We start from the raw sequence: 23,628 nt of genomic DNA, 5'->3' as shown, positions 1-23,628 counted from the left end.
GGTTTACAATAAATAATTTTACTGTTTTTTGTCATGATTAATCAGCTTAATCGCATAGTACGTAAGTAATGTTGTCAGGACAAAATACGGAATGATGAAATGAAATTTGTAACCCGGAATCGCCTCAAAGTTCAGTTTTTTTCTGATCAGGTACATCAGACCGAATTTCAAAAGAATAAGACCGATCACCGACAAACCTAAAAATTCCGGTGCCACCCTGTTGATTAAGACAATAAGCGTAATCATCATCATAAACATAACGCTCAGGAAAAGATAAAACTTCACGATCACAATTTCATCCAGATGGAAAACAAACTTCCATAAAGAGAAATGAACCAGGAAAGTTAAAAAAAACAGGACCGTTACCAGAATATTGGGGTTGATTTTCATTTTAAAATTTCATTTCCAGCCTAACAATCATTAGGCTAATTTTAATTTATGGCAAAAATAGACTTTTTCCCCCGGATTTCATCATGATTTGATTTATATCATCCCTGCAATTTATATCTTATATATAATAATTTATATCTTATATATAATATTACGTGCCCGACCGTTTATAAATACTAAAAAAATCCTTATTTTTGCCAACCTATAATTTACAATAAATATGTTCAACAGTTTACAGGATAAATTAGACAAAGCGCTGCACAATATTTCAGGACGTGGAAAAATCACGGAAATCAACGTAGCGGAAACCGTAAAGGAGATTCGTAGAGCATTGGTGGATGCCGATGTTAATTATAAAGTTGCAAAAGACCTTACCAAAAGAGTTCAGGATAAAGCGTTAGGACAAGACGTTCTTACCTCGCTTACACCGGGACAGTTGATGACTAAGATCGTTCATGACGAGCTTGTAGATTTGATGGGCGGTTCCCAGGAAGGTATCAACCTTTCCGGAAAACCTTCGGTAATACTTATCGCCGGGCTTCAGGGTTCCGGTAAGACGACTTTCTCCGGAAAATTAGCCAGTTATTTAAAAACGAAAAGAAATAAAAAGCCTCTTTTGGTTGCCTGTGACGTTTACCGTCCGGCTGCGATCGATCAGCTTAAAGTATTGGGAGGCCAGATCGGGGTTCCTGTTTTCACGGAAGAAGGTTCTATGGATCCTTCCAGTATTTCTCAAAATGCCATCGATTTTGCAAAATCCAACGGTCATGATATAGTAATCGTCGATACGGCGGGACGTTTGGCGATTGATGAGCAGATGATGAATGAAATTAAAACCGTTCATACGACCATTAAACCAAATGAAACTTTGTTTGTTGTGGATTCAATGACCGGTCAGGATGCCGTAAATACAGCAAAGGCCTTTAACGATACTTTGAACTTCGACGGTGTTGTTTTAACGAAATTAGACGGTGATACCCGTGGTGGAGCTGCTCTGACGATCCGTTCCGTTGTGGAAAAGCCGATCAAGTTTATTTCCACCGGTGAGAAAATGGAAGCGCTGGACCTTTTCTATCCGGAAAGGATGGCCGACAGGATCCTTGGAATGGGAGACGTTGTTTCCTTAGTAGAAAGAGCCCAAGAACAGTTTGACGAAGAAGAAGCTAAAAAACTTCACAAAAAAATTGCTAAAAACGAATTCGGTTTTGATGATTTCCTTAAACAGATCAACCAGATCAAAAAGATGGGTAACATGAAAGACCTGATGGGGATGATTCCCGGAGTTGGAAAAGCGATTAAAGACGTAGAGATCAGCGACGATGCGTTCAAGCACATCGAAGCAATTATCTACTCCATGACGCCTGAAGAGAGAAGAAGACCTTCGATCATCAATACCCAGAGAAAAAACAGGATCGCCAAAGGTGCCGGAAGAAAAATCGAAGACGTGAACCAATTGATGAAGCAGTTTGACCAGATGGGTAAAATGATGAAGATGATGCAGGGCCCTCAGGGAAAACAGATGATGCAGATGATGAGCAAAATGCCGAATATGCCTGGAATGGGCGGAATGTTCGGAAAATAACCACCGAAAAACAAATAAAAAAATATTATTATGGAAATTAATGAAAAACAGGGGAATTACAACTACAACCAAGGAACTCCTTACAAGTCTGAGAAAAAAGTAGTTGCAGGAATCTTAGGAATTTTGCTAGGAACATTTGCCATTCACAAGTTTTATTTAGGCTACACAAAAACAGGAATTATTCAACTGGTATTGGGTATTGTGACCTGCGGGCTGGTAGGAATTATCGGTTTTATTGAAGGAATCATTTACCTTACCAAATCTGATGAAGAATTCGACAGAACCTATGTTCAGAACCAGAAAGAATGGTTTTAAACTAAACTGAAGATAAAAAATAAATCCGACTCAATAATGAGCCGGATTTTTTTCTGCACTTTATCAAAGTTTAAATCTTTGACAAAGTTTTTTATTTATCAGATTTCTGAGCTTTCGCTTTGATGAAATAAGAGAAACCTACATTTACACCGAAAGTATTTACGTGTGTTTTAACATCGGTACCCATATACATTTCTTTGTTGGAGAACTGATCGTAAGAAACTCCTAAATTGATCCCTAAAGACTGGGTAGCCATATAAGTTACTCCTCCCTTTACTTTCCATGCAAGACCGTCCACTGTAGTTTCAGTAGAACCGGAGACTCCCATAGCGTTTACTTCCTCTTTGCTTTTTGCGGATGCATACCCAATCCCTGCGCCTAAGAAAGGTACAAATTTGCTGTCATTAGTAAAATAATAAGTAGCCGTAGGCATTACCGAGAAGCTTGTAGTGGTAGATTTTGCTCCTTCGTACTTGGTTGTAGCGCTGGCAAGACCCAAGTCAATTCCAACAGCCAATTTATCGATAACGAAGTATCCTACTGATGGCGTTAATGAAAACGTGCTTACTTTAGGACCGTCTGCAGACTGCCCTTCTGCTTTTACGGTAGTACTTACATTGTTGAATCCGAAACCTGTATTTCCGCTGATTACCCAGTCTCCTTTAGTCATTTGTGCGTTAGACAAACCGAAAAGTGCCACAGCACCCGCTAATAATAGTTTTTTCATAAAAATTTATTTATTTAAAAAGTTTAGTTTATTTGATTATTTGGCGAAAATATATTTCACACTGAAAGAAACAGCAGAAAGATTGACTCCGAAATTATAGTCCTTTATATCTAGTTCGTCCGCATCCTTATACAAAAGACTTCTGTATCCGAACTCTCCTATCGTAGCTTCAATCGACCAGTTTTTTATTTAGAAAATAGTCAAGACCCGGCTTTATATTAACCCCGATAGAAGTGTGTTTCTTTTCATTTGATAGAGTCTGATAGTTCACATAACCTGTCGGCTCATAAACATTAGTCACAAAACCATCCTGTTGAAGTTTTCCAAATTCCATTGGAACCTGAAGCTGCCCGAAAATATACAGATTTGACGATAATGTCCAGTATTTTCTTATAAAAGGAGCTACCGTAACAGCATTTGTTTTTCCTGTATAGTCGATAAGAGTAATGTAAGATCCGCTGTAGAGGGCTTGAGTATAATCTAGTTTACTGTTGGTATATCCCAAACCGGTACCTATAGCCAGATTTGGCGCAACAAATATCCCTACGGTTGGGATAATTCTGAAGTTCTTTTGCGTTGTATTTTCGCTTTTATTTTCGTACCTATTGTAGTTTATTTCTCCCGAAACATATAGAGTTCCTGTTTTAATCTGAGCATTTGAAAAGCTGTACAGCATAGCTGCACCGGGCGATCAATAATTTTTTCATGATGATTAGTTTAAAAAAAATTGTTAAGTGAAAAAAGCCCTGAGTTTAAAACTGAGGACTTTTTCATCTTATATGATTTGTTTATTACTTGGCAAAAACATATTTAACTCCGAAAGTTACGGTAGATAAATTCAAACCAAAGCTGTAATTGTTGGTAGCATCACCATCCTTCGGCTTGTAGTTGTTGTATCCGAATTCTCCGATAGTCGCTTCAATAGACCAGTTTTTGTTTAAGAAATAATCCAAACCTGGTTTTACTGTTACTCCGATCTGAGTGTATTTCGCCTCAGAAGAAGAAGAAACCGTAGTTACAGAAGATCCTGAAGTAGTTACCGTTGTGTTTTCAGTTTCGGTTTTTCCAAACTGCATAGGTACCGCCAACTGACCGAAGATATATAATTTATCTCCTAAAGTCCAGTATTTTCTTGCGAAAGGAGCCACTACAAAAGCAGGTTGCTTTGTTTCATTGGTTGTTACTACAGTAGTACCAGGCACCATGAAATTGTTTACAATGTTCGTATCTTTCTGAGTCTGATATCCGATTCCTAAACCGATTGCAAAATTGTTGTTTACGAAATACCCAACCGTAGGCAATATGTTGAAGTTTTCTGTTTTGTTGTTTCCGTTGTTTCTTTCTTGTTGAGAATAACCAACAGATCCGGATAAATAAGTAGTTCCCGCTGCAATCTGAGCATTAGATAAACCGAAAAGTGCAATTGCACCCGCCATTAATACTTTCTTCATTTTTTAAAAATTTAATACTTTCTGACGGCAAATTTACAGTGGTGGTGGTAAATATTAAAATTTGTTAATGTGATTAATATCATTGACCTATATTTCTAATTTCCGAGAATAAAATGTATTAAAATAGAACGGTTTGTATTTTTCATAATTTTTAACACGAAAAAGTTCCGATTCTGCAACCGGAACTTATTATATTTAATTTAAAAAAAATTATTTCAGGAAGAAATTAACCCCGAAATTCACGGCTCCGAAATTGAATCGGTCGTCTCCATGCCAGTATGGGCCAGGTCCGGGACCATGATCTTTATATTTACTGCCTATATTCTGGAATCCCAGGTACAGTTCAGTATTCTTCAACTGGTATCCTACTCTTGGGGCTACATATAGACCGCTGTTGATATAATTTTTGGTAGAAATTGCTGCTCCCAGATCGAGTCCTACAAAAAGAGGAACTTTATTAAAGGTATATTTCCCGGAAACGGCAAGTGGAATAAATCCGAAATCCTCAACGTTGTCTTTTCCGAAAAAGTGGGAATATCCTGTGGCAGCACCGATGTCCAGTCCTCTTGTAATATTCCACATGTACGCAGCATCAATTCCTAAAGTTACACTTGCCGCATCCGAAGCATCTCCAAGCGGGGCACCTACGTGAGCACCAAGTCTGAAACCTTCCTGAGCCTGTGCAAGGCCTCCGAAAAATGCAAAAGCACCTAATAATAATAGTTTTTTCATTTTAATAAGTTTAAAAATTAGAATAGGTATTTTGTGAATTAATTTCACATAAACAACAAAAAAGCGATACAAATTTTGTACCGCTTATGAGTTTAAATGTAACTTTTTATTAGAAAGAATACCCGATACCTACAGATCCTGTAGGAAGTACACCGTTTCCTTTCAAGCTGTCTTCATATGTTTCTTCTTCTGCAACATTGTTCCATTTGTAGTTGTAGCTTCTATAAGCAGCTCCAAGGTTTACATCTAAAGTAAAACCGGAATCAAAGATCCATTGGTAACCGGCTCTTACACCACCACCGAATCCTGAGAAATTAACTTCTGATTTATAGTTGGCGGATGCATCTTCATCCATAGCCATAAAACTGAAGCCCATATTTTCGATTTTAACTTTTCCACCGATATAATCGGCTACTACAGCGGCATAAAAACCAGTCATTGCTTCAGTGAAATAATATCTTCCCTGAAGACCAGCTCCATAGCTGTTGTACTTATAACCTCCTAATTTGAAGCCTCCATAACCTCCACCAACAACAGCTGAGAAATGATCTCCTAGCTTATGCTCAAATGAAATAAGGTCTGTACCACCAAGAAGGGCTACTGGATTTGCTTTAATAGAATTTTCCTGTGCCATAGCAATTCCTGAAATTGCAAAAGCACTAAGCAGTAGTAATTTTTTCATGCTTAAAGTTTTTAATTAATTCGATGGCAAAAATAATACTTTTTTTTAAATATCAAAATTTATCTAAATTTTTGCAGAAAAAATAAAAAAGCAGAACAATTTTCATCATTCTGCCTTGTTAAGTTTATAATTTAACTAAAATTATTCATTCCTATTTTTTTTATCTTCTGCATTGTAGGCTAAAATAATTTTTTTGACCACCGGATGTCGTACAACATCTTCTTCAGTAAGATGTACAAACCCGATTTCCTTTACATCCTTTAAGATGCGCATTGCTTCTTTAAGGCCGGATTGCTGCTTCGGCGGAAGATCGATCTGCGTAGGGTCACCTGTAATAATAAATTTAGCATTCATTCCCATTCTCGTTAAAAACATTTTCATCTGAGAATGAGTAGTATTTTGTGCTTCATCCAAAATTACAAACGCGTCATCTAAGGTACGTCCTCTCATAAAGGCAAGCGGTGCAACTTCAATGACTTTTTTCTCGATAAATCCTTCCAGCTTTTCGTGAGGAATCATATCACGCAAGGCATCGTATAGCGGCTGTAAATACGGATCCAGCTTTTCTTTAAGATCACCTGGCAAAAACCCGAGACTCTCCCCTGCTTCCACCGCAGGCCTTGTTAGAACAATCCGCTTTACCTGCTTATCTTTTAAGGCTTTTGCAGCTAATGCCACACTCGTATAGGTCTTTCCTGTTCCCGCAGGTCCGATTGCAAAAACCATGTCTTTCTTCTCAGTTTCTTTCACCAGCTTTTTAAGGTTGGTGGTCTTTGCTTTGATAATCTTACCGTTTACCCCTTTTACGATGATATCCTGATCGAATACAAGCTGCTTCTCGTTTTCATCTTTTATATTCAGTATATTTTCTACATCTTTCAGGCCGATGGAATTGTTATTTGAAATATAGTTGACGATATCATCCAGCTTTTTTTTGAATACATCCAGAGCTTCCTGGTTTCCCATCGCAAAAATATAATGATCCCTACCGGTAATTTTAAGGGTTGGAAAAGTTGATTTAATTAAATTGAAATATTGGTTGTTTACCCCATAGAAGATCTTCGCATCGATGTCCTCCAGATCATATGTTAATTCAAACATGCAGTCGTATTATTAATTTTAGATTTTAAATGTAATGCTTTTTTTGAAAACTTATATCAAATTCTTTTCCAATATTTATCGGGCATTCCTTTTATTTTAAATAAATTTGCATTTCTATCACTTTTATCAGCTATCCATGCCAATCATTACCCTTACTTCAGATTTCGGAAATTTGGATTACAGAGTCGCCGCTGTAAAAGGCAGCATTCTTTCTCTGAACCATGGAGGTTAATATTGTTGACATTAGCCATGGTATACAGGCCTTTAACCTTATACAGACCTCTTATATTGTAAGAAATGCTTATAAATACTTTCCGAAAGGCACCATCCATATTATTTCAGTAGACAGTTTTCATAACCGGTCTAGGAAAAATATTTTGTATAAATCCGACGGGCATTACTTTCTTGCAGCAGACAACGGCGTGATGAGCCTGATTTTTTTCGATATTAAACCGGAAGTAATCTATGAAATCACTTTAAACAACCGCTTCGACGATATCATTAACTTTACCTCCACGGATATTTTTGTCCCTGCAGCGGTACATCTTGCCAATGGCGGTCTTCCTGAAGTGATCGGGCGCAAAATAGATTCTTCCAAGCAGCTGCTCTTCCCGAAACCCGTTTATAATGAGTCTGAAAAGATCATCATCGGAGAAATTACGTACATTGATAATTTCGGAAACATAATCTCAAATATCAATAAAGATTTTTTTGAAACCATCAGCAAAGGATACGAAAACTTTACCATAAAATTCAGGAACTTAGCCCTCTCAAAGGTCTACTCCAATCATACGGAAGTAGTTTCCGACTGGGAACGGGAAACCGAATTCCACGGGCAGTCTGCGGCGATCTTCAATGACAGCCAGCTTCTGGAGCTTACCATTTACAAAGGCAATAAGAAAAACGGCGCCAAGTCTCTGTTCGGAATGAATGTAGGCGAGAATATTTACATTGAATTTTTCTAAAATTTAATATTTCATAAAAAAATCGATTTTTTTTATATATTTGTCAAAATCTAAAAATTAAAAATGGCAGAATACAAATTATTGCTTCCTTCCATGGGAGAAGGTGTTATGGAAGCGACAATTATCACCTGGCTGTTCGGCGAAGGCGATACTGTAAAAGAGGATGATTCCGTAGTAGAAATTGCAACAGATAAAGTAGATTCAGACGTTCCGACACCGGTTTCGGGGAAAATTGTAAAGATCCTGAAACAAAAGGACGAGGTTGCAAAAGTGGGTGAAGCCATTGCTATTTTAGAAATTGAAGGAGAAAGCGGAAACACGGCTTCGGAAGAGGCACCGGCAGAAACTCCTGCGGCAACTCCGGATACGGAAACGTTAAAAACCATTGAAGAACCGTTAAAAGTGGCGGCTTCTAATGAGTTTTCGGGAGATCTTTACCTTTCTCCACTGGTAAAATCAATCGCACAGGAAGAAAATATTTCCGAATCTGAACTGAAATCCATCAAGGGAAGCGGTCTGGAAGGAAGAATTACCAAAGAAGATATCTTAGCTTACGTTAAAAACAGAGGAAATCAGCCGGCTCCACAGGCGGTTCAGCCACCTGTTGCTTCTGCTCCACAACCGGCTTCAGCTTCAGCTCCTGCTTCTACGATTACCGCTGCGGCAGGTGACGAAATCATTCCGATGGACAGAATGAGAAAGATCATCGCCGAAAACATGGTAAAAGCCAAGCAGATTGCGCCACATGTTACTTCTTTCATCGAAACCGATGTAACGAATGTTGTAAAATGGAGAAACAAAAATAAATCCCTTTTCGAAAAACGTGAAGGTGAAAAATTAACGTTCATGCCGATTTTCGTAAAAGCGGTTGTAAAAGCCATCCAGGATTTCCCGATGATCAATGTTTCTGTAAATGGTGAAAACATCATCAAAAAGAAAAACATCAACATCGGTATGGCTACGGCTCTTCCGGACGGAAACCTTATTGTTCCCGTGATTAAGAATGCGGACCAATTATCCCTTTCAGGATTGGCAAAAGCGATCAATGATCTGGCTTACAGAGCAAGAAACAAAAAATTAAGACCTGAAGATACACAGGGCGCAACATATACTATTTCAAATGTAGGAAGCTTCGGAAACCTCATGGGAACACCGATTATTCCTCAGCCGCAGGTTGCCATTCTGGCGATCGGAGCGATCGTTAAAAAACCGGCGGTTCTTGAAACTCCGGACGGTGATGTGATTGCCATCCGTAACCTGATGTTCATGTCTCATTCTTATGATCACCGCGTAGTAGACGGTTCTCTTGGCGGAATGATGCTGAAACATGTTCACGATTATCTTGAAAACTGGGATCTGAACACAGAAATCTAATTATAAATGATGAATGATTAGTGATGAATGATTTTTATTATCATTCTAAGCTTTTCGAAACATTTTGCAATATAAAACCTTCGAATTTTTCCGGAGGTTTTTTGTTTGGAACAATCTATAATTGAATATCAGAGACTATAAGTCATGTAATGAAATATATTTTTCACCGGTCTTATCTATAAACAAACCTATGTCTTTAAATATGAAACAAATTTTATTGACCGCTTTAGCTATAAATCTTCTGCTGTTGCTTTTTCGCAACAAACCAATCAGTATAAATCAATTGATAATTATTTAAAAGAAGTTATTAAAACAAATCAAATTCCTGGTTTAGCAATTGGTGTTATAAAAGATGGTAAAGTAATTTTTGAACAATACTATGGTACAGAAAATTTGGAAGATGCTAAAAAAGTAAACCCAAATTCAATGTTCAGGATATATTCCACATCAAAATTGATGACAGATGTGGGTGTTTTTCAATTGATCGAACAGGGCAAACTATCTTTAGAAGATCACGTTTCGAAATATATTGATCATCTTCCAAAGGAATGGCAGAATGTAAAAGTAAAGAATCTTTTGTCTCATTCTTCAGGAATACCGGATTTCGTTGCATTCAGTGATATTTTGCCCGAGTACTCCGGTTCTAAAACTATTGAGCGTTTGAGCAGGGAAAAAATGGATTTTACAACCGGAAATGAATTCAGATATAATCAGACAAATTACATGCTTCTGGCCATGATCATTGAAAAAATTACCGGACAATCTTTTGAAAATTTTATTTTGAATAATCAATTCCGTGATACTAAAAATCAGGTAATTTTTTCATCAAATTCTCTTGAAAAAATCCCCAACCGTGTTATCAAATATAATTACAACCCGGAAAGAAAAAAATATGAAATATCTACTTATAGAGAAGGAAAGAAGGCGCATCCAGCAAATGGAATAGCCATCACCTTACCCGCATTTTTAAAATGGAGCAATCAGTTGGCTAAAAATGATCTTCTCAATCAGAAAACAAAAGAAATGATGTGGCAGCCGTTTGAGTACGGAAATAAAAAAGATGTTTTTGCCTACGGTTGGGAAATCAGCAAAGCTAATGATGTTCGGTCATATGGCTTCTCCGGAGGAAATGTAAGCGCTTAACCGGATTTTTCCGCAAAATAAGATGGCCATTATCATGATGTCAACCGGATATCAATTTTTCCCTGTACAATATCATATTGTTAATCATATTGCATCAATGATAGACAAAAATTTAACCGATAAGTATCTGTTGGCAGAAGAATCAATCATTGCAGAATTCGCCAGACCAAACAATCCTGATGCTGAAAAAAATTACTATAAAATAAAAGCTGAAAATCCAAAATGGAATTTTGAAGGAGCACTAAATAATATCGGCTATGTTTTAATGAGAAATTCAAGAGTTTCTGAAGCCGTAACGGTTTTTGCTTTAAACGCAAAAGAAAATCCACAATCAGCAAACGCTTTCGACAGCTTAGGGGAAGGATATTTTTCAGTTAAAAACTATGCTTTGGCGTTGGAAAACTATAAAAAATCAATAGAATTAAATCCTGAAAATACCAATGCCCGAGATATGATCAATAAGATACAGGATTTGTTAAAGAAGAATTAACAATTAAATAGAAACAAACCAACTTTCATCCCTGCAGAAGCCGGGATTTTTTAATTATCAACTTTAGTTGACAGTTTTTATCTTTAAGACAAATGACAGTAAATGGAACTTGATCTCAGAAAATTTAAATGTTTCGAGACTTTTTCAGACTGCCCAAAAATCTTTCTGTCAACAATACTTTAGTTACTGCAAAATTTTTAGAACACATATAATTTATGTAATTTTATAGAAATCATCCTCATCTACGAATGCCGAAAATTTTAGCTCCTCTCAGAAGATCCCTTAAAAAATCCTTTGACAATATCCGGAACGAACAGCTTAAACATAACCTGCTTCAGGCCATTCCTTTCTGGATCGGATCGGTAATTACAGGATTTATAGCCGTGATGTATGCCAAGATCTTTGCCTGGGGAGAAAACCTCCTGCATTTTATTTTAAACTGGCATCTGTGGATGATCTTTATTATCGCTCCGATCGGTTTTGTGTTGTCCTGGTGGCTGGTAAAAGAATTTGCGCCCAATGCGAAAGGCAGCGGAATTCCTCAGGTAATGGCTGCCGTGGAGCTTGCCAACCCGAAGGAGCACCGGAAAATCCGGAGTTTATTGAGTTTAAAAATCATTGTCTTTAAAATCCTTTCATCCGTGGTCCTGGTGATCGGCGGTGGTGCCGTCGGACGTGAGGGCCCTACAATTCAGATCGCAGGTTCGGTTTTCAGAAAGGTGAATGAATACCTGCCGGAATGGTGGCCGAAGATTTCCAAAAAGAATATGATTATGACGGGTGCTGCAGCTGGGCTTGCCGCTGCTTTTAACACCCCGCTCGGCGGAATTGTATTTGCCGTGGAAGAACTATCAAAGACTCACATCAATTATTTTAAAACCGCCTTATTTACAGCGGTTATTATTGCCGGACTAACAGCTCAGACGCTGGCAGGATCTTACCTGTATCTGGGATATCCGAAAACAAACGACGTCTCCCTGATGGTAATGTTTCCCATTATGCTGGTGGCAGGAATAGCCGGGATCTTAGCCAGCCAGCTTTCCGTGATTATGCTGAAAATTACCAGCTGGAAGAAAAGAAAATTAAAAACCGATACGGCAAATGTTATTTTCCTGGTTATTTCTGCCTTGTTCATCGCGTCCATTGCTTTCTTTGTCCACAGGGAAGTTTTAGGTTCCGGAAAAGAAATTATGGAACGGGTACTTTTTACCTCGGAAAAGCATGAAGACTGGTATGTTCCCGTTCTGAGGATGCTTGGTCCTGCCCTGTCTTTTACCTCTGGAGGTGCAGGCGGGATTTTTGCCCCCGCTTTAACGGCCGGAGCAAGTATCGGTTCAGTAATATCCGGATTTATTCATCTGAGTCCGAACGAAACCAATGTGGTGATTCTCGGAGGTATGGTTGCTTTTCTAACCGGAATTACCAGAGCACCCTTTACGTCTGCCATTATCGTTCTTGAAATGACTGACAGGCATTCTCTTATTTTTCATCTCATGCTTGCCGGAATGATATCTTCCATTGCCTCGATCTTAGTAAGCAGGCATTCTTTATATGATCTGATAAAAGTGAATTTTTTAAATGAAATACGATCAGAAAAACACAATTAAGTTTTTCCATAATTGATTGTCAGCAAACATTTCGTTTTGTAATGAAAATATATTACTCCTTGTAAAAATTAAGCCGGTGACTGAAGCAAAAACGGAGAACTTTTGATTTTATGACTTAAATAATACAATTGCAGTTTATATTAATAAGCGGAAATACAATAAATAACAACAACAGCTTGCATAATTAATAAAATTACCCTACTTTTGCACCTCGAAATAATTAACAAATTTATTTAACATTATGAACAATTACGAGACTGTTTTCATTTTAACTCCCGTTCTATCTGAAGCTCAGGTGGAGGAAGCAGTGAACAAGTATGTAGATCTTATCAAAGAAAAGAACTGCGAAATCGTTGCTAGAGAAAACTGGGGATTAAAAAAATTAGCTTACCCGATCCAATTGAAAAAGAACGGATTCTACACTTTAGTTGAATTCAAAGGTGAAGGTTCTGTAGTAGCTGATCTGGAATTGGCATTCAAGCGTGACGAGAGAGTAATCCGTTACCTTACTACAAAATTAGACAAGCACGCTGTAGAGTATGCTGTAACAAGAAGAGCTAAAGTAAAAGCTGCTAAAGCTTAATTATTAACCCTATTTTTTAAAAAGACAAGACATGGCAATAGACGAAATGGCTAAACAAGCCTCAGCTGGAGGAGAATCTGAAGTAAAATTCCTTACTCCGCTTGATATCAATACAAAATCTGAAAAGAAATATTGTAGATTCAAAAAATACGGAATTAAGCACGTAGATTATAAAGATGCTGATTTCTTATTACAATTCGTAAACGAGCAAGGCAAAATCTTACCAAGAAGATATACCGGAACTTCTTTAAAATATCAGAGAAAAGTTTCTGCTGCAATCAAAAGAGCAAGACACTTGGCGTTACTACCATACGTAGCTGACTTATTAAAGTAAAAAATATTACAATCAGCCATTAGCCCTGTGCTTTTGGCTTTTTGTTGCTGAATACATCATTAATTCTAACTTGATTTTAGACTTCTAAAATCTAAAAAAGGACAACAACAATGAACATTATCCTAAAAAAAGACGTAGAAAACTTAGGTCTTGAATTCGACACTGTAAGTGTAAAACCTGGTTACGCAAGAAACTTCTTAATCCCTCAGGGATTTGCACTTTTAGCTACTCCTAAAAACATCGCCGCTTTAGAAGCTACTTTGGAAGCGAGAAAAGAAGAAGAAGCTAAATTAATCGCTGCTGCAAACGCTGTAGTAGATCAATTGAAGAAAACTTCTGTTACTATTCCTGCAAAAGTAGGTTCTGGTGATAAATTATTCGGATCAATCAACAATGCAGACCTTTCTGCTGCTTTAGCAAAAGCAGGAGTATCTGTTGAGAAGAAATACATCAAAATTCCTGGAAACACCATCAAGAGAACAGGAAAAGTTACGGCTAACATCAGATTACACAGAAATGTTGAGTACAACTTCGAATTCGACATCGTATCTGACGCTCCGGTAGAAGCTCCGAAAGCAGCTCCTGCTAAAAAAGAAGAAACAACTTCTTCTGAAGAAGCTTAATACTACTTTTAATAGTATTTTACATATCATGCTGTCTCTTTGAGGCAGCATTTTTTATTTGTTTCAATACTTTCTCTCTGACAAATAAAAAGCATCCGGCACAAAATACAATTCCAAATGCGCCTGATAAAAATCCCTTCCTGATCCATTCTTCAGCCCGCTGATATTTCAATACTTTTGACCCATACTTTTTACAGATAACATTCTTTATTTAATTATTAATAGAAATAATCTGTAGTTAAATTGAATTAATAAAGTATAATCAATCATTATGAAAAGACATCTATCGGTACTTTTGCTATTGGGAAGCATAGCCTGTATGCAGGCACAGTATGAAAAAAATGTGGGAATCAATATTTCCACACCTACTGCTACCCTTCATCTTAAAGGAAAAGGATCAACCAACACGACACAGAGTTTGAAAATCGAAAATTCTTCAGGAACTGATCTTCTTACGATAAATGATGACGGATCGGCTTCAGGATCTGTTTTATCCGCTTTTGGAGGAAGTCCGCTACCCAGCCAGGCCAACAATGCCGGAAAATTCCTTACAACGGACGGTTCGAATCTTTCTTGGGGAAATATCAGCGGATCAAGTACTCCATTCAAGAAAATTAATCTGGCTGTAGGCAATAATAACTATACGGTAACTACGGCAGATTTGGGAGGCATCCTGCTTTTTGACTGGGCTGCGGTACAGGGAAATAACTCTGCCAGTATCTTCCTTACCTTACCTACTCCTGCTACGGCAGGTTACGGGGCAAAATTCAGAATTTCCTATACCTCTTTTCAAGGCGGTACCAATTGGGCTTCCAGTGCCCGGACACCTTCAGGATCCCTGTATGCAGGAAACTCTGTGGTGGGAGCCAATACCTATGTTTCAGTATACTTTACTTCAGAATTTTTCTGTGACGGAACCAACTGGTATGAAATTCCTCAGACCTAAAATAATAAACTTTCTAAAGATACTTAATAAAAAAACCGGGAGCACTTCCCGGTTTTCTTTTTATGATTTTTCTTGTTATGATCTTGGCGTCCATGTATTGAAGAACTCTTTTACCTTTTCAAGGCTATACCCTTTTCCTTCCTCCAGAACGTCGCTCTGCTGAACGTGGATCATCTTTCCATTCTGATCCAGAATAATGAAAACCGGATAACCGAATTTGTCTCCAGGATTCCCATATTTGGCAAAAATCTGTTCATTTTTGTTTTCAGGAGAATAATTCAAGTGGTAATATTCGTAATTCTCATCCACGATCTTTTTCAGCTCGGGAGTGGTCTGTACAAACTGGTTGAATCTAAGACACCAGATACACCAGTTTCCACCCGCCTGGATCATGATATTTTTCTTCTCCTCTTTTGCTTTTGCAATCAGACTCTGGATGTCTTTATCCGCATCTGCTTTCGGGTCATAAGGCTTCGGAAGTTTTGCTTTTTCCTCCGCTGCCTTTTTCTTTGCATCCAGCTCTGCGTGTTCGGTTTTCACCAACAAAGCTTTATCCGTTTCTTTGGATTGAGGTTTATCTTTTAGTTCCTGGGAAAATGCGATAAGGCTGAATCCCAGAAAAGCTGTTACCATTAATTTTTTCATAACATAAAAATAAAAAAATAATACTTATTGGCAGCAAAAATAGAACCATAATTTTATTATACGTAAATTTGCCTGTTTTATGAATTTTCTTATCAAAATATTATATCTCCTCTCGAAACTTCCGCTGAAAGTTCTTTATCTCTTTTCAGATATTATTTTCTTTCTGAATTACTATGTCGTTGCCTACAGGGAAAATGTCATTACCCAGAATTTGAAGAATTCTTTTCCTGAAAAAACGGAAAAGGAAATCAGGCAGATCAAAAAGAAATTCTATCTTAATTTCTCCGATTATCTTGTGGAAACCGTTAAATCCTTTACCATTTCTGAAACGGAATCCCGAGTAAGGATGCAGCACATCAACCAGCAGGTCTTCCACGATGCCAAAGCAGAAGGTAAAAACGTTATCATGCTGGCAGGACACGTTTTCAATTGGGAATGGATCAATGCCATGGCCCGGTTTATCCCACAGGATCACTGCCATCCGGTATACCGAAAGGTAAATAATGATTTCTGGGAAAACCAGATGAGAAAGGTCCGCAGCCGATTCGGAAATGAAGCGCTCGAAGCCAATGAGGTGATTTTAAATATTTTCAGATCCAAAAATGATGGAAACTCGGCCTATATGTTCGTTGCCGATCAGACACCGCACTTTTCCCATGTTACGTACGGTCTGGAATTTTTAAATCAGAGAACGCCTGCATTCATTGGGTACGATAAATTGGCCACCCGAATGGACCTTGCCTTCATCTATTGCGAAATGAAAAAGGTGAAACGCGGATATTACCAGGTAAATTACCACCGGATTTATCCTGACGGAGAAAAATTCACGGAGAATGAAGTGGTAAGAAAATTCCATAAACTCCTGGAGAATACTTTGCATAAGCGTCCAGATAATTATCTGTGGTCGCACCGGAAATGGAAATACCAGGATTCGATTAAAAAATTTGATTCAGAAAAAATATAACTTTCCCATGTTGAAAAAATTAGCGGTTGTCATTTTGAACTGGAACGGAAAAGAGTGGCTCGAAAAGTTCTTACCCGGCGTGATACAGTTTTCTCAGGGTTCGGATGTTTATGTAATCGACAACCTCTCAACAGACGATTCTGTGCAGTTTTTAAAGGAAAGGTTTCCTACGGTCAGAATCATTGAAAACGATCAAAACTATGGCTTTGCCGGCGGTTATAATGAAGGATTAAAGCAGATCGATCATGAATTTTACTGCCTACTGAATTCCGACGTAGAAGTTACTGAAGGCTGGACGGAACCTATCCTGCAATTGTTTGAGAAAGACAGTTCGATCGCCGCTATTCAACCTAAAATTTTATCATTTACTAATAGAAAATCTTTTGAATTTGCCGGTGCGGCCGGAGGGCTGATTGATAATCTCGGCTATCCGTACTGCAGAGGAAGGGTCTTTGATGATCTGGAAGAAGATAGAGGCCAATATAACGATGAATCAGAAATTTTCTGGGCATCGGGTTGCTGCTTTTTCATCCGTTCGAAAGACTTCTGGGATCAGAAGGGGTTTGACGAACGGTTTTTTGCCCATCAGGAGGAGATCGATCTTTGCTGGAGGCTGATTAATTCCGGAAGAAAGATTTTTTATACATGGAAATCCGCAGTCTATCATGTCGGCGGTGGTACCCTAAATAAGCAGAGCCCGAAAAAGACGTTCCTGAATATCCGGAATAACCTTTCCATGGTGGTAAAGAATGCTCCATTCCCAAGACTGATCGGAATCATTTTTTTAAGGCTGTGCCTGGACGGATTCGCTGGGGTTTACTTCGGTGTAAAATTGGGGTTTCCGCATTTTATAGCGGTGCTGAAAGCGCATTTCAGTTTTTACGGATATGCGGCCGGAAGCTGGAAACGCAGACAGAAATATCAGAAAAACCGGTTTTATCAAACAGAGTGGCTCATCTTCAAACACTTTTTATAATGAAAATATTAAGCAGATTATCTTTAATATTTATTCTTATTTTTCAATTAAGTTTTGCACAGAAGAATAATTGGATTACAATCGATAAGAGTTGCAGCTATACAATTATCTCCGAAAAAAGTAAAGAATTATTGAACAGTGACTCTCCAATTGAATTTGAATTATATTCCTTTTCCGGTATATTGAACGATATTGATTTCAATACCGAAAAGTCTTCTGTACCAGCGACAAAAGCTTCTTATAAGATAATAGATGGAAAAATTGGATTAAGTGGGAAAAAATTAAATTTCAAAAAAAATTCAGTCTATTTGATCAGATTGAAACAAGGAATTAATGGTGATAATTTTCAAATTAATATTAATTCCAAAGCTGACCGATCAAAAATTATAAACTTAGAGTCTTATTTAAATAAAAAAATTACACACGGCACGATCTCAAAAGAATCGACTTACAACTCCGAAGATGATAGCTCTGCAACAACTTTTAAAATTACTGTTGCAGACGAAGATTTTTTTAGTTTTGATGATCTGAAAGAAAAATTTGCATCAGAAATCAGTAATATTTCAAAAACTCAAGCCGAAAAGAAAACAATTTTTATAAAAGTAAAGACTTATTAATTTTAAATAAATTTCTTATCATAAATTATTAATTTAAATTAAAATAAATGGATTTTTGTGCAATTGATTTCGAAACGGCAACACACGAGAAAAATTCTGCGTGTGAGCTGGGTATTTGTATTGTACAGGATTCTAAGATCGTGGAGACGAAAACATGGCTGATTAAACCGCCGAGTTTTCCGTATTTCAGCCCATTTAATGTAGATGTTCACGGAATTGTTCCGGATGACGTGAAAGATGCACCTACTTTCGATGAAATCTGGTATGAAGTGGAGGAAATGATGTATGGGACACTGATGATTGCGCATAATGCGGGTTTTGATGCCGGAGTTCTGCGGGGATGCCTGAACCACTACGGAATGTTTACTCCGAAGCTCAACTATCTTTGCAGTATACAGCTGGCTAAAAAGTCATGGAATTACCTGCCGAGATATGGTTTGAAACATCTGGCGGAATATCATCAGATCAGTTTTAATCATCACCGGGCCGGCGCCGATGCCGAAGTGTGTGCAAAAATATCGTTACTGGCTTTTGAAAAGCTGTTTTTGACGAGCAATGAAGAAGTGGTGGATTTTATGAAATTAAAAATCAAAAAACTTTAGTCCCTCAGGAATATATTGCAGATAACTGTTAAAGTAATTAAATGCTTTTTTAACAGTAATCAAAATAATATTACTTTAACAATAACAATCCCAACTCGGAATAATTATAGATTAATTGCTTAATACTTCCGCTAAAAGATTGAATTTAGGAATATCTATTTCAAAGTTTTCCTGGGTGTCCATGTTTCTAACCAGGTATTTTCCGCTCATATTCCCTACACCGGAACGGAGCATCACATTTGAAAAATAAGTGAAATTTTCGCCGTTGGCAATCTCAGGGGTAAGCCCGATCACACCATCTCCGGTGATTTCGGTGTAGCCGAAACCGACATCAAAAATCAGCCATTTTCTTTTAAGGATCTTAATCGGAAAAGTACCATCGTTTTCGATCGTTATATTATACTTGAAAACGTAACGGTTTTCAGAGGGATAACTGTTTTTGGTATCGTATTCAGGAACTACTGAAACTTTGATATTGGAAGTCATTTTTGAGAACATCATCTTAGTATTTACTATAAAAGATACAAAAATCTCGCCTTTTTGGGGCGAGATCTGAAATTTATAATGTAATTGTTTTTTAATCTTACAATCCGAGACCTTTTCTTTCGTCCCCATTCATCAGGATTTCAACCGGATTGTCGATCGCTTCTTTTACCGCTACCAGGAATCCTACAGATTCTTTTCCATCGATGATTCGGTGGTCATAAGACATAGCTACATACATCATCGGACGAATTACTACCTGCCCGTCTACTGCAACCGGTCTTTGGATAATGTTGTGCATTCCCAGGATTGCGGATTGAGGTGGGTTGATGATCGGTGTAGACAACATAGACCCGAAAGTACCCCCGTTTGTAATGGTAAATGTACCGCCTGTCATTTCGTCAACCGTGATTTTTCCGTCTCTTACTTTTACCGCAAGATCTTTGATGTTGGCTTCAACACCAGCAAAAGACATATTTTCAGCATTTCTCAATACCGGAACCATTAGTCCTTTAGGACCTGAAACGGCAATTGAAATATCACAGAAATCATAATTTACTTTGAAATCTCCGTCGATCGATGCATTTACATCCGGATACAGCTGCAATGCTCTTGTTACCGCTTTCGTGAAGAAAGACATGAAACCAAGGCCTACCCCGTGTCTCTGAGCAAATTCTTCTTTATATTGTTTTCTTAATCTGAAGATTTCAGACATATCAACTTCGTTGAAAGTCGTCAACATCGCCGTTTCATTTTTTACAGAAACCAATCTCTGAGCGATTTTTCTTCTAAGAACTGAAAGTTTTGTTGTAGTAGTAGTTCGGGAACCTGTAGCCGTTACCGGGTTTCCTCCCAATGCAGGAACTGCTGCCAGTTCTGCGTCAGATTTTGTAATTCTTCCGTCTCTTCCGCTTCCTGAAACCTGTGCTGCATCCATTCCTTTTTCGTCAAGGATCTTCTTAGCAGCAGGAGATGGAGCACCGGTAGCATAAGTCTGGGCAGCCGCCGCCGGAGCCGGTTGAGCAGCTGGCTTTGGAGCTTCCTGTGGCGCAGGAGCAGCCGCTTTCGGAGCTTCTTCCTGTTTTGGAGCTTCAGCAGCAGGGGCAGCTCCTCCTTCAGGCTTTTTAGCATCCATATCGATTAAACAAACTACCTGTCCTACCTGTACCACGTCACCTTCTTCAGCTTTCAAAGTGATAACACCACTTTGCTCAGCAGGCAATTCTAGAGTAGCTTTGTCTGAATCTACTTCAGCAATGGGTTGGTCTTTTTCTACATAATCCCCATCTTTTACAAGCCAGGTTGCAATTTCAACTTCTGTAATTGATTCGCCCGGTGAAGGAACTTTCATTTCTAAAACTGACATATCGTATTTTTTATTTTTTTATTGATTATTATTTCTATTAAGCGGTTACAGGTCTTTTCACCGGAGTATCGTTTCTATCGAATACCCTGTTGATTACTGCATTCTGGTTTTTCTCAAACATTTTGTGGCTTCCCGGAGCCGGAGCACCGCTTGGTACCGGAGCGATTACCTGGATTCCCGTATCTCTGAAGTTTCTCAGGATGTAAGACCATGCTCCCATGTTTTCAGGTTCTTCCTGAGCCCACACGATTTCTTTTCTGTTGGAATATTTTTCGAAGATCGCTTCGATAGCATCCGTCTGAAGCGGATACAACTGTTCGAATCTTACCAATGCTATGTTTTCAGCATTCAACTCTTCTTTTTTAGCCAGTAATTCGAAATACAGCTTACCGGAGCAAAGTACTAATTTTTCAATTTTTGCAGCATCTGCGGTAGGATCGTCAAGGATCGGCTGGAAACTTCCTGTTGCAAAATCTTCAAGCGGAGAAACTACTTTCGGATGTCTTAGCAATGATTTCGGGCTCATCACGATCAATGGTTTTCTGAATGCCCATTTTAGCTGTCTTCTCAACAGGTGGAAATAGTTTGCCGGAGAAGTAATATTCGCCACTACCATATTTTCGTTCGCACAAAGTGTCAGGAATCTTTCAAGTCTTGCAGAAGAGTGTTCTGCTCCCTGCCCTTCCGAACCGTGAGGCAACAGCATTACCAGACCGTCCTGGATCTTCCATTTTTCCTCTGCGGCGGCTAAATATTGGTCTACAATAATCTGGGCTCCGTTTACGAAATCCCCGAACTGTGCTTCCCAGATCGTTAAGGTATTTGGAGAAGCCATAGCATAGCCGTAATCGAAACCTAAAACCCCATATTCTGAAAGGTGCGAGTTGTAAACATCAAATCTGTTTTCGGAAACATGTCTTAACGGGATGTATTCTTCTTCCGTATCTTCCGTTTTTACAACAGCGTGTCTGTGAGAGAATGTTCCCCTTTCCACATCTTCACCGGAAATTCTTACATTATGGCCTTCCACAAGAAGCGTTGCGTAAGCTAACCATTCTCCTAGTGCCCAGTCCAAAGAGTTTCCTTCGATGGCTTTAGTTCTGTTCTCGAAAAGTCTCGTGATTTTATTCAGGAACTTTTTATCAGCCGGAAGGGTAGACATTTTAAGAGCCAGTTCTTTCAGCTTTTCAAGATCAAACTTCGTATCTACAGGCTGCTGAACCGCTCCTCTTTTAGCAATAGGATAATTTGTCCAATCGTCCGCCATGAATACATCCATTACGTTTTTCTCAATTTCTTTCGATGCATCGAAATCCTTATCCAAAAGCGCCTTGAATTCCGTTTCCATTTTAGCGATAACATCATTTGAAGTAACGTTATCTTTTAACAATTTATCTTTATAAATTTCTCGTGGATTCGGGTGTTTAGAAATTGTTTTATACAAATTAGGCTGTGTAAATCTAGGTTCATCCCCTTCGTTGTGACCGTATTTTCTATACCCTAACAGATCGATATACACATCTTTACCAAACTTCGCTCTGAAATCAGCAGCGAAATGGATCGCATGCACTACTGCTTCCGCATCATCTGCATTCACGTGCATTACAGGAGATTCCGTAACTTTTGCAACATCGGTACAATAAGTTGAAGATCTTGCATCCATATAATTAGTGGTAAATGAAACCTGGTTGTTCACCACAATATGAACGGTTCCGCCCGTTTTGTATCCTTCCAAAGTCATCATCTGGGCAACTTCGTAAGCAATACCCTGCCCTGCTAATGCGCCATCACCATGAATAATGATGGGTAGAACTTTAGAATAGTCTTTGTATTTATCATCCACTTTTGCACGGCAGATTCCTTCTACAAGGGCGGCTACCGTTTCAAGGTGAGATGGGTTAGGCGTCAGGTTAATGGCAACTTCCTCTCCTGAAGCCGTTTTGATTTTTTTGGATGAACCCAAGTGATACTTAACGTCTCCGGAGAATACATCTTCTTCAAATTCGGTTTTCCTTCGAATTCCGAGAAGATCTGCTTGTACGATTTTCCGAAAATATTGGTCAGCACGTTCAGTCTTCCTCTGTGGGCCATTCCTAAAACAACCTCATCCACGCCTAACTGGGAAGATCTTGTGATCAACTGGTCCAACGCAGGAATTAGGGTTTCCCCTCCTTCCAGTGAGAATCTCTTTTGCCCGACAAATTTTGTATGAAGATAGTTTTCAAACGCTACGGCCTGATTTAATTTTAGTAAAATTTCCGTTTTTTCGTTGGCGGAAAGGTTCGGGTGGTTTTCGTTCACCTGCAGCCATTGCTTGATGTAGTCTTTTTCTTCTACATTGTTGATGTGCATATACTCCACCCCGATCGAATCGCAGTAGATGTTTTCAAGATGCGAAATCAGTTCCTGCAAGGTAGCCGGGCCTTTCATCCCCGTCTCAACCGCACAGTTGAATTTTGTATTTAAATCCGATTTGTCCAGACCGAAGTTTTCGATGTCCAGGGTCGGTGTATAGTGTCTTCTTTCCCTAACAGGGTTTGTTTTTGTAAACAAATGGCCTCTCGTCCTGTACGCCTCAATCAGATTTACTACCTTAAATTCCTTTTTGATGTGTTCCGGAACCTCTCCGTTTGATGCGGCCTGTGCAGCCTGCTGTACTACAGGAGCGGAAGCGGCCGGAGCCTGAACATATTGAACCTGATCATCGTCTCCGTAGTTCTCCAAAGCAAAATCAAAGCCCTGAAAGAAGGCTTTCCATGATGGTTCCAAAGAGTCCGGATATTTTAAGTACTGTTGGTATAAATCCTCAATTAACTGAGAATGAGCTGCGTTTAGGAATGAAAATCTGTCCATTATTACAGTTTATCTGTTATTAAAATTTGTTTGTCGAATTAAGCTTCAAATTTAATAAAAAAAACCGACTTGGAACA

General features: G+C 38.5%; 24 protein-coding genes and 2 pseudogenes. 15 read left to right on the top strand and 11 right to left on the bottom strand.

Annotated features, from left to right (window positions below; translation table 11 throughout):
• Positions 1-18: 18 nt before the first annotated feature.
• Positions 19-390, bottom strand: coding sequence for a hypothetical protein (locus QE422_RS11465; RefSeq protein ID WP_307458259.1), 372 nt, complete (start codon positions 388-390; stop codon positions 19-21).
• Positions 391-610: 220 nt separating this feature from the next.
• Here QE422_RS11465 and ffh point away from each other — a divergent pair, with 220 nt between their 5' ends.
• Both ffh and QE422_RS11455 read left to right on the top strand, forming a co-directional pair.
• Complete coding sequence (gene ffh, locus QE422_RS11460; protein WP_307458256.1) at positions 611-1,972, top strand: signal recognition particle protein; 1,362 nt, start codon at positions 611-613, stop codon at positions 1,970-1,972.
• Positions 1,973-2,002: 30 nt separating this feature from the next.
• The gene (locus QE422_RS11455; protein ID WP_307458254.1) at positions 2,003-2,287 is read left to right on the top strand and encodes a TM2 domain-containing protein; all 285 of its coding nucleotides are present in this window, start codon (positions 2,003-2,005) and stop codon (positions 2,285-2,287) included.
• A gap of 91 nt (positions 2,288-2,378) precedes the next feature.
• On the opposite strand, the gene QE422_RS11450 is transcribed toward QE422_RS11455, so the two are convergent.
• The 6 genes from QE422_RS11450 to QE422_RS11425 form a co-directional block, all read right to left on the bottom strand.
• Positions 2,379-3,014 carry an OmpW family outer membrane protein gene (locus tag QE422_RS11450; protein WP_307458251.1) on the bottom strand — a complete coding sequence of 212 codons (636 nt, stop codon included), beginning with the start codon at positions 3,012-3,014 and terminating at the stop codon, positions 2,379-2,381.
• Between the two features lie 169 nt (positions 3,015-3,183).
• A complete protein-coding gene (locus tag QE422_RS11445) occupies positions 3,184-3,690 on the bottom strand; it encodes a porin family protein (protein WP_307458248.1) in 507 nt (168 codons plus the stop codon).
• A gap of 115 nt (positions 3,691-3,805) precedes the next feature.
• Positions 3,806-4,465 carry an outer membrane protein gene (locus QE422_RS11440; protein ID WP_307458247.1) on the bottom strand — a complete coding sequence of 220 codons (660 nt, stop codon included), beginning with the start codon at positions 4,463-4,465 and terminating at the stop codon, positions 3,806-3,808.
• Between the two features lie 210 nt (positions 4,466-4,675).
• A complete protein-coding gene (locus tag QE422_RS11435) occupies positions 4,676-5,197 on the bottom strand; it encodes a hypothetical protein (RefSeq protein WP_307458245.1) in 522 nt (173 codons plus the stop codon).
• Positions 5,198-5,306: 109 nt separating this feature from the next.
• Positions 5,307-5,879 carry a DUF3575 domain-containing protein gene (locus tag QE422_RS11430; RefSeq protein WP_307458242.1) on the bottom strand — a complete coding sequence of 191 codons (573 nt, stop codon included), beginning with the start codon at positions 5,877-5,879 and terminating at the stop codon, positions 5,307-5,309.
• Positions 5,880-6,020: 141 nt separating this feature from the next.
• Positions 6,021-6,980, bottom strand: a complete 960-nt coding sequence (locus QE422_RS11425; protein ID WP_307458240.1) for a PhoH family protein — start codon at positions 6,978-6,980, stop codon at positions 6,021-6,023.
• 136 nt (positions 6,981-7,116) lie between these two features.
• Between QE422_RS11425 and QE422_RS11420 the strand changes: the two are divergent.
• The 9 genes and pseudogenes from QE422_RS11420 (at position 7,117) to QE422_RS11380 (ending at position 15,045) form a co-directional block, all read left to right on the top strand.
• Positions 7,117-7,945: pseudogene (locus tag QE422_RS11420) on the top strand (S-adenosyl-l-methionine hydroxide adenosyltransferase family protein).
• Between the two features lie 63 nt (positions 7,946-8,008).
• Entirely contained in the window at positions 8,009-9,319 is a 1,311-nt protein-coding gene (locus tag QE422_RS11415) for a dihydrolipoamide acetyltransferase family protein (RefSeq protein WP_307458237.1), read from the top strand.
• Between the two features lie 156 nt (positions 9,320-9,475).
• Entirely contained in the window at positions 9,476-10,462 is a 987-nt protein-coding gene (locus QE422_RS11410; RefSeq protein ID WP_307462356.1) for a serine hydrolase, read from the top strand.
• Positions 10,463-10,559: 97 nt separating this feature from the next.
• On the top strand, positions 10,560-10,952 hold the full coding sequence (locus tag QE422_RS11405; protein ID WP_307458233.1) for a tetratricopeptide repeat protein: 393 nt from the start codon (positions 10,560-10,562) through the stop codon (positions 10,950-10,952).
• Positions 10,953-11,200: 248 nt separating this feature from the next.
• Positions 11,201-12,559: a chloride channel protein gene (locus tag QE422_RS11400; protein WP_307458230.1), complete on the top strand. Its 1,359-nt coding sequence runs from the start codon at positions 11,201-11,203 to the stop codon at positions 12,557-12,559.
• 241 nt (positions 12,560-12,800) lie between these two features.
• Positions 12,801-13,142 carry a 30S ribosomal protein S6 gene (gene rpsF / locus QE422_RS11395; protein ID WP_307458228.1) on the top strand — a complete coding sequence of 114 codons (342 nt, stop codon included), beginning with the start codon at positions 12,801-12,803 and terminating at the stop codon, positions 13,140-13,142.
• A 31-nt stretch (positions 13,143-13,173) separates the two neighbouring features.
• The gene (gene rpsR / locus QE422_RS11390; RefSeq protein ID WP_002979091.1) at positions 13,174-13,476 is read left to right on the top strand and encodes a 30S ribosomal protein S18; all 303 of its coding nucleotides are present in this window, start codon (positions 13,174-13,176) and stop codon (positions 13,474-13,476) included.
• A 110-nt stretch (positions 13,477-13,586) separates the two neighbouring features.
• Complete coding sequence (gene rplI, locus QE422_RS11385) at positions 13,587-14,099, top strand: 50S ribosomal protein L9 (protein WP_307458206.1); 513 nt, start codon at positions 13,587-13,589, stop codon at positions 14,097-14,099.
• A 271-nt stretch (positions 14,100-14,370) separates the two neighbouring features.
• Positions 14,371-15,045 (top strand): hypothetical protein, encoded by a 675-nt coding sequence (locus QE422_RS11380; protein WP_307458204.1) that lies wholly within the window; start codon positions 14,371-14,373, stop codon positions 15,043-15,045.
• Between the two features lie 75 nt (positions 15,046-15,120).
• Here the strand turns inward: QE422_RS11380 and QE422_RS11375 are convergent, their stop codons facing one another.
• Positions 15,121-15,690: a thioredoxin family protein gene (locus QE422_RS11375; RefSeq protein ID WP_307458201.1), complete on the bottom strand. Its 570-nt coding sequence runs from the start codon at positions 15,688-15,690 to the stop codon at positions 15,121-15,123.
• 79 nt (positions 15,691-15,769) lie between these two features.
• Between QE422_RS11375 and QE422_RS11370 the strand changes: the two genes are divergently transcribed.
• From QE422_RS11370 to QE422_RS11355, 4 genes are read left to right on the top strand one after another with little or no spacing between them, the layout of a single operon-like run.
• Complete coding sequence (locus tag QE422_RS11370; RefSeq protein ID WP_307458199.1) at positions 15,770-16,654, top strand: lysophospholipid acyltransferase family protein; 885 nt, start codon at positions 15,770-15,772, stop codon at positions 16,652-16,654.
• Between the two features lie 7 nt (positions 16,655-16,661).
• The gene (locus tag QE422_RS11365) at positions 16,662-17,630 is read left to right on the top strand and encodes a glycosyltransferase family 2 protein (RefSeq protein WP_307458197.1); all 969 of its coding nucleotides are present in this window, start codon (positions 16,662-16,664) and stop codon (positions 17,628-17,630) included.
• Positions 17,630-18,247: a hypothetical protein gene (locus QE422_RS11360; protein WP_307458195.1), complete on the top strand. Its 618-nt coding sequence runs from the start codon at positions 17,630-17,632 to the stop codon at positions 18,245-18,247. Before QE422_RS11365 ends, QE422_RS11360 begins: the two co-directional genes overlap by 1 nt.
• 47 nt (positions 18,248-18,294) lie before the next feature.
• Positions 18,295-18,849, top strand: a complete 555-nt coding sequence (locus QE422_RS11355) for a 3'-5' exonuclease (RefSeq protein ID WP_307458193.1) — start codon at positions 18,295-18,297, stop codon at positions 18,847-18,849.
• Positions 18,850-18,960: 111 nt separating this feature from the next.
• Here the strand turns inward: QE422_RS11355 and apaG are convergent, their stop codons facing one another.
• From apaG to QE422_RS11340, 3 genes and pseudogenes are all read right to left on the bottom strand, one after another.
• Positions 18,961-19,350 carry a Co2+/Mg2+ efflux protein ApaG gene (gene apaG / locus QE422_RS11350; protein WP_307458191.1) on the bottom strand — a complete coding sequence of 130 codons (390 nt, stop codon included), beginning with the start codon at positions 19,348-19,350 and terminating at the stop codon, positions 18,961-18,963.
• 82 nt (positions 19,351-19,432) lie between these two features.
• Positions 19,433-20,698: a 2-oxoglutarate dehydrogenase complex dihydrolipoyllysine-residue succinyltransferase gene (odhB, locus tag QE422_RS11345; protein ID WP_307458189.1), complete on the bottom strand. Its 1,266-nt coding sequence runs from the start codon at positions 20,696-20,698 to the stop codon at positions 19,433-19,435.
• Positions 20,699-20,735: 37 nt separating this feature from the next.
• A pseudogene (locus QE422_RS11340) lies at positions 20,736-23,551 on the bottom strand (2-oxoglutarate dehydrogenase E1 component).
• Positions 23,552-23,628 lie beyond the last annotated feature (77 nt).

Origin of the sequence: Chryseobacterium sp. SORGH_AS_0447 (assembly GCF_030818695.1) — a bacterium.
Taxonomy (GTDB): Bacteria; Bacteroidota; Bacteroidia; order Flavobacteriales; family Weeksellaceae; genus Chryseobacterium.
This window is presented reverse-complemented; position numbering and strand designations above follow the sequence as displayed.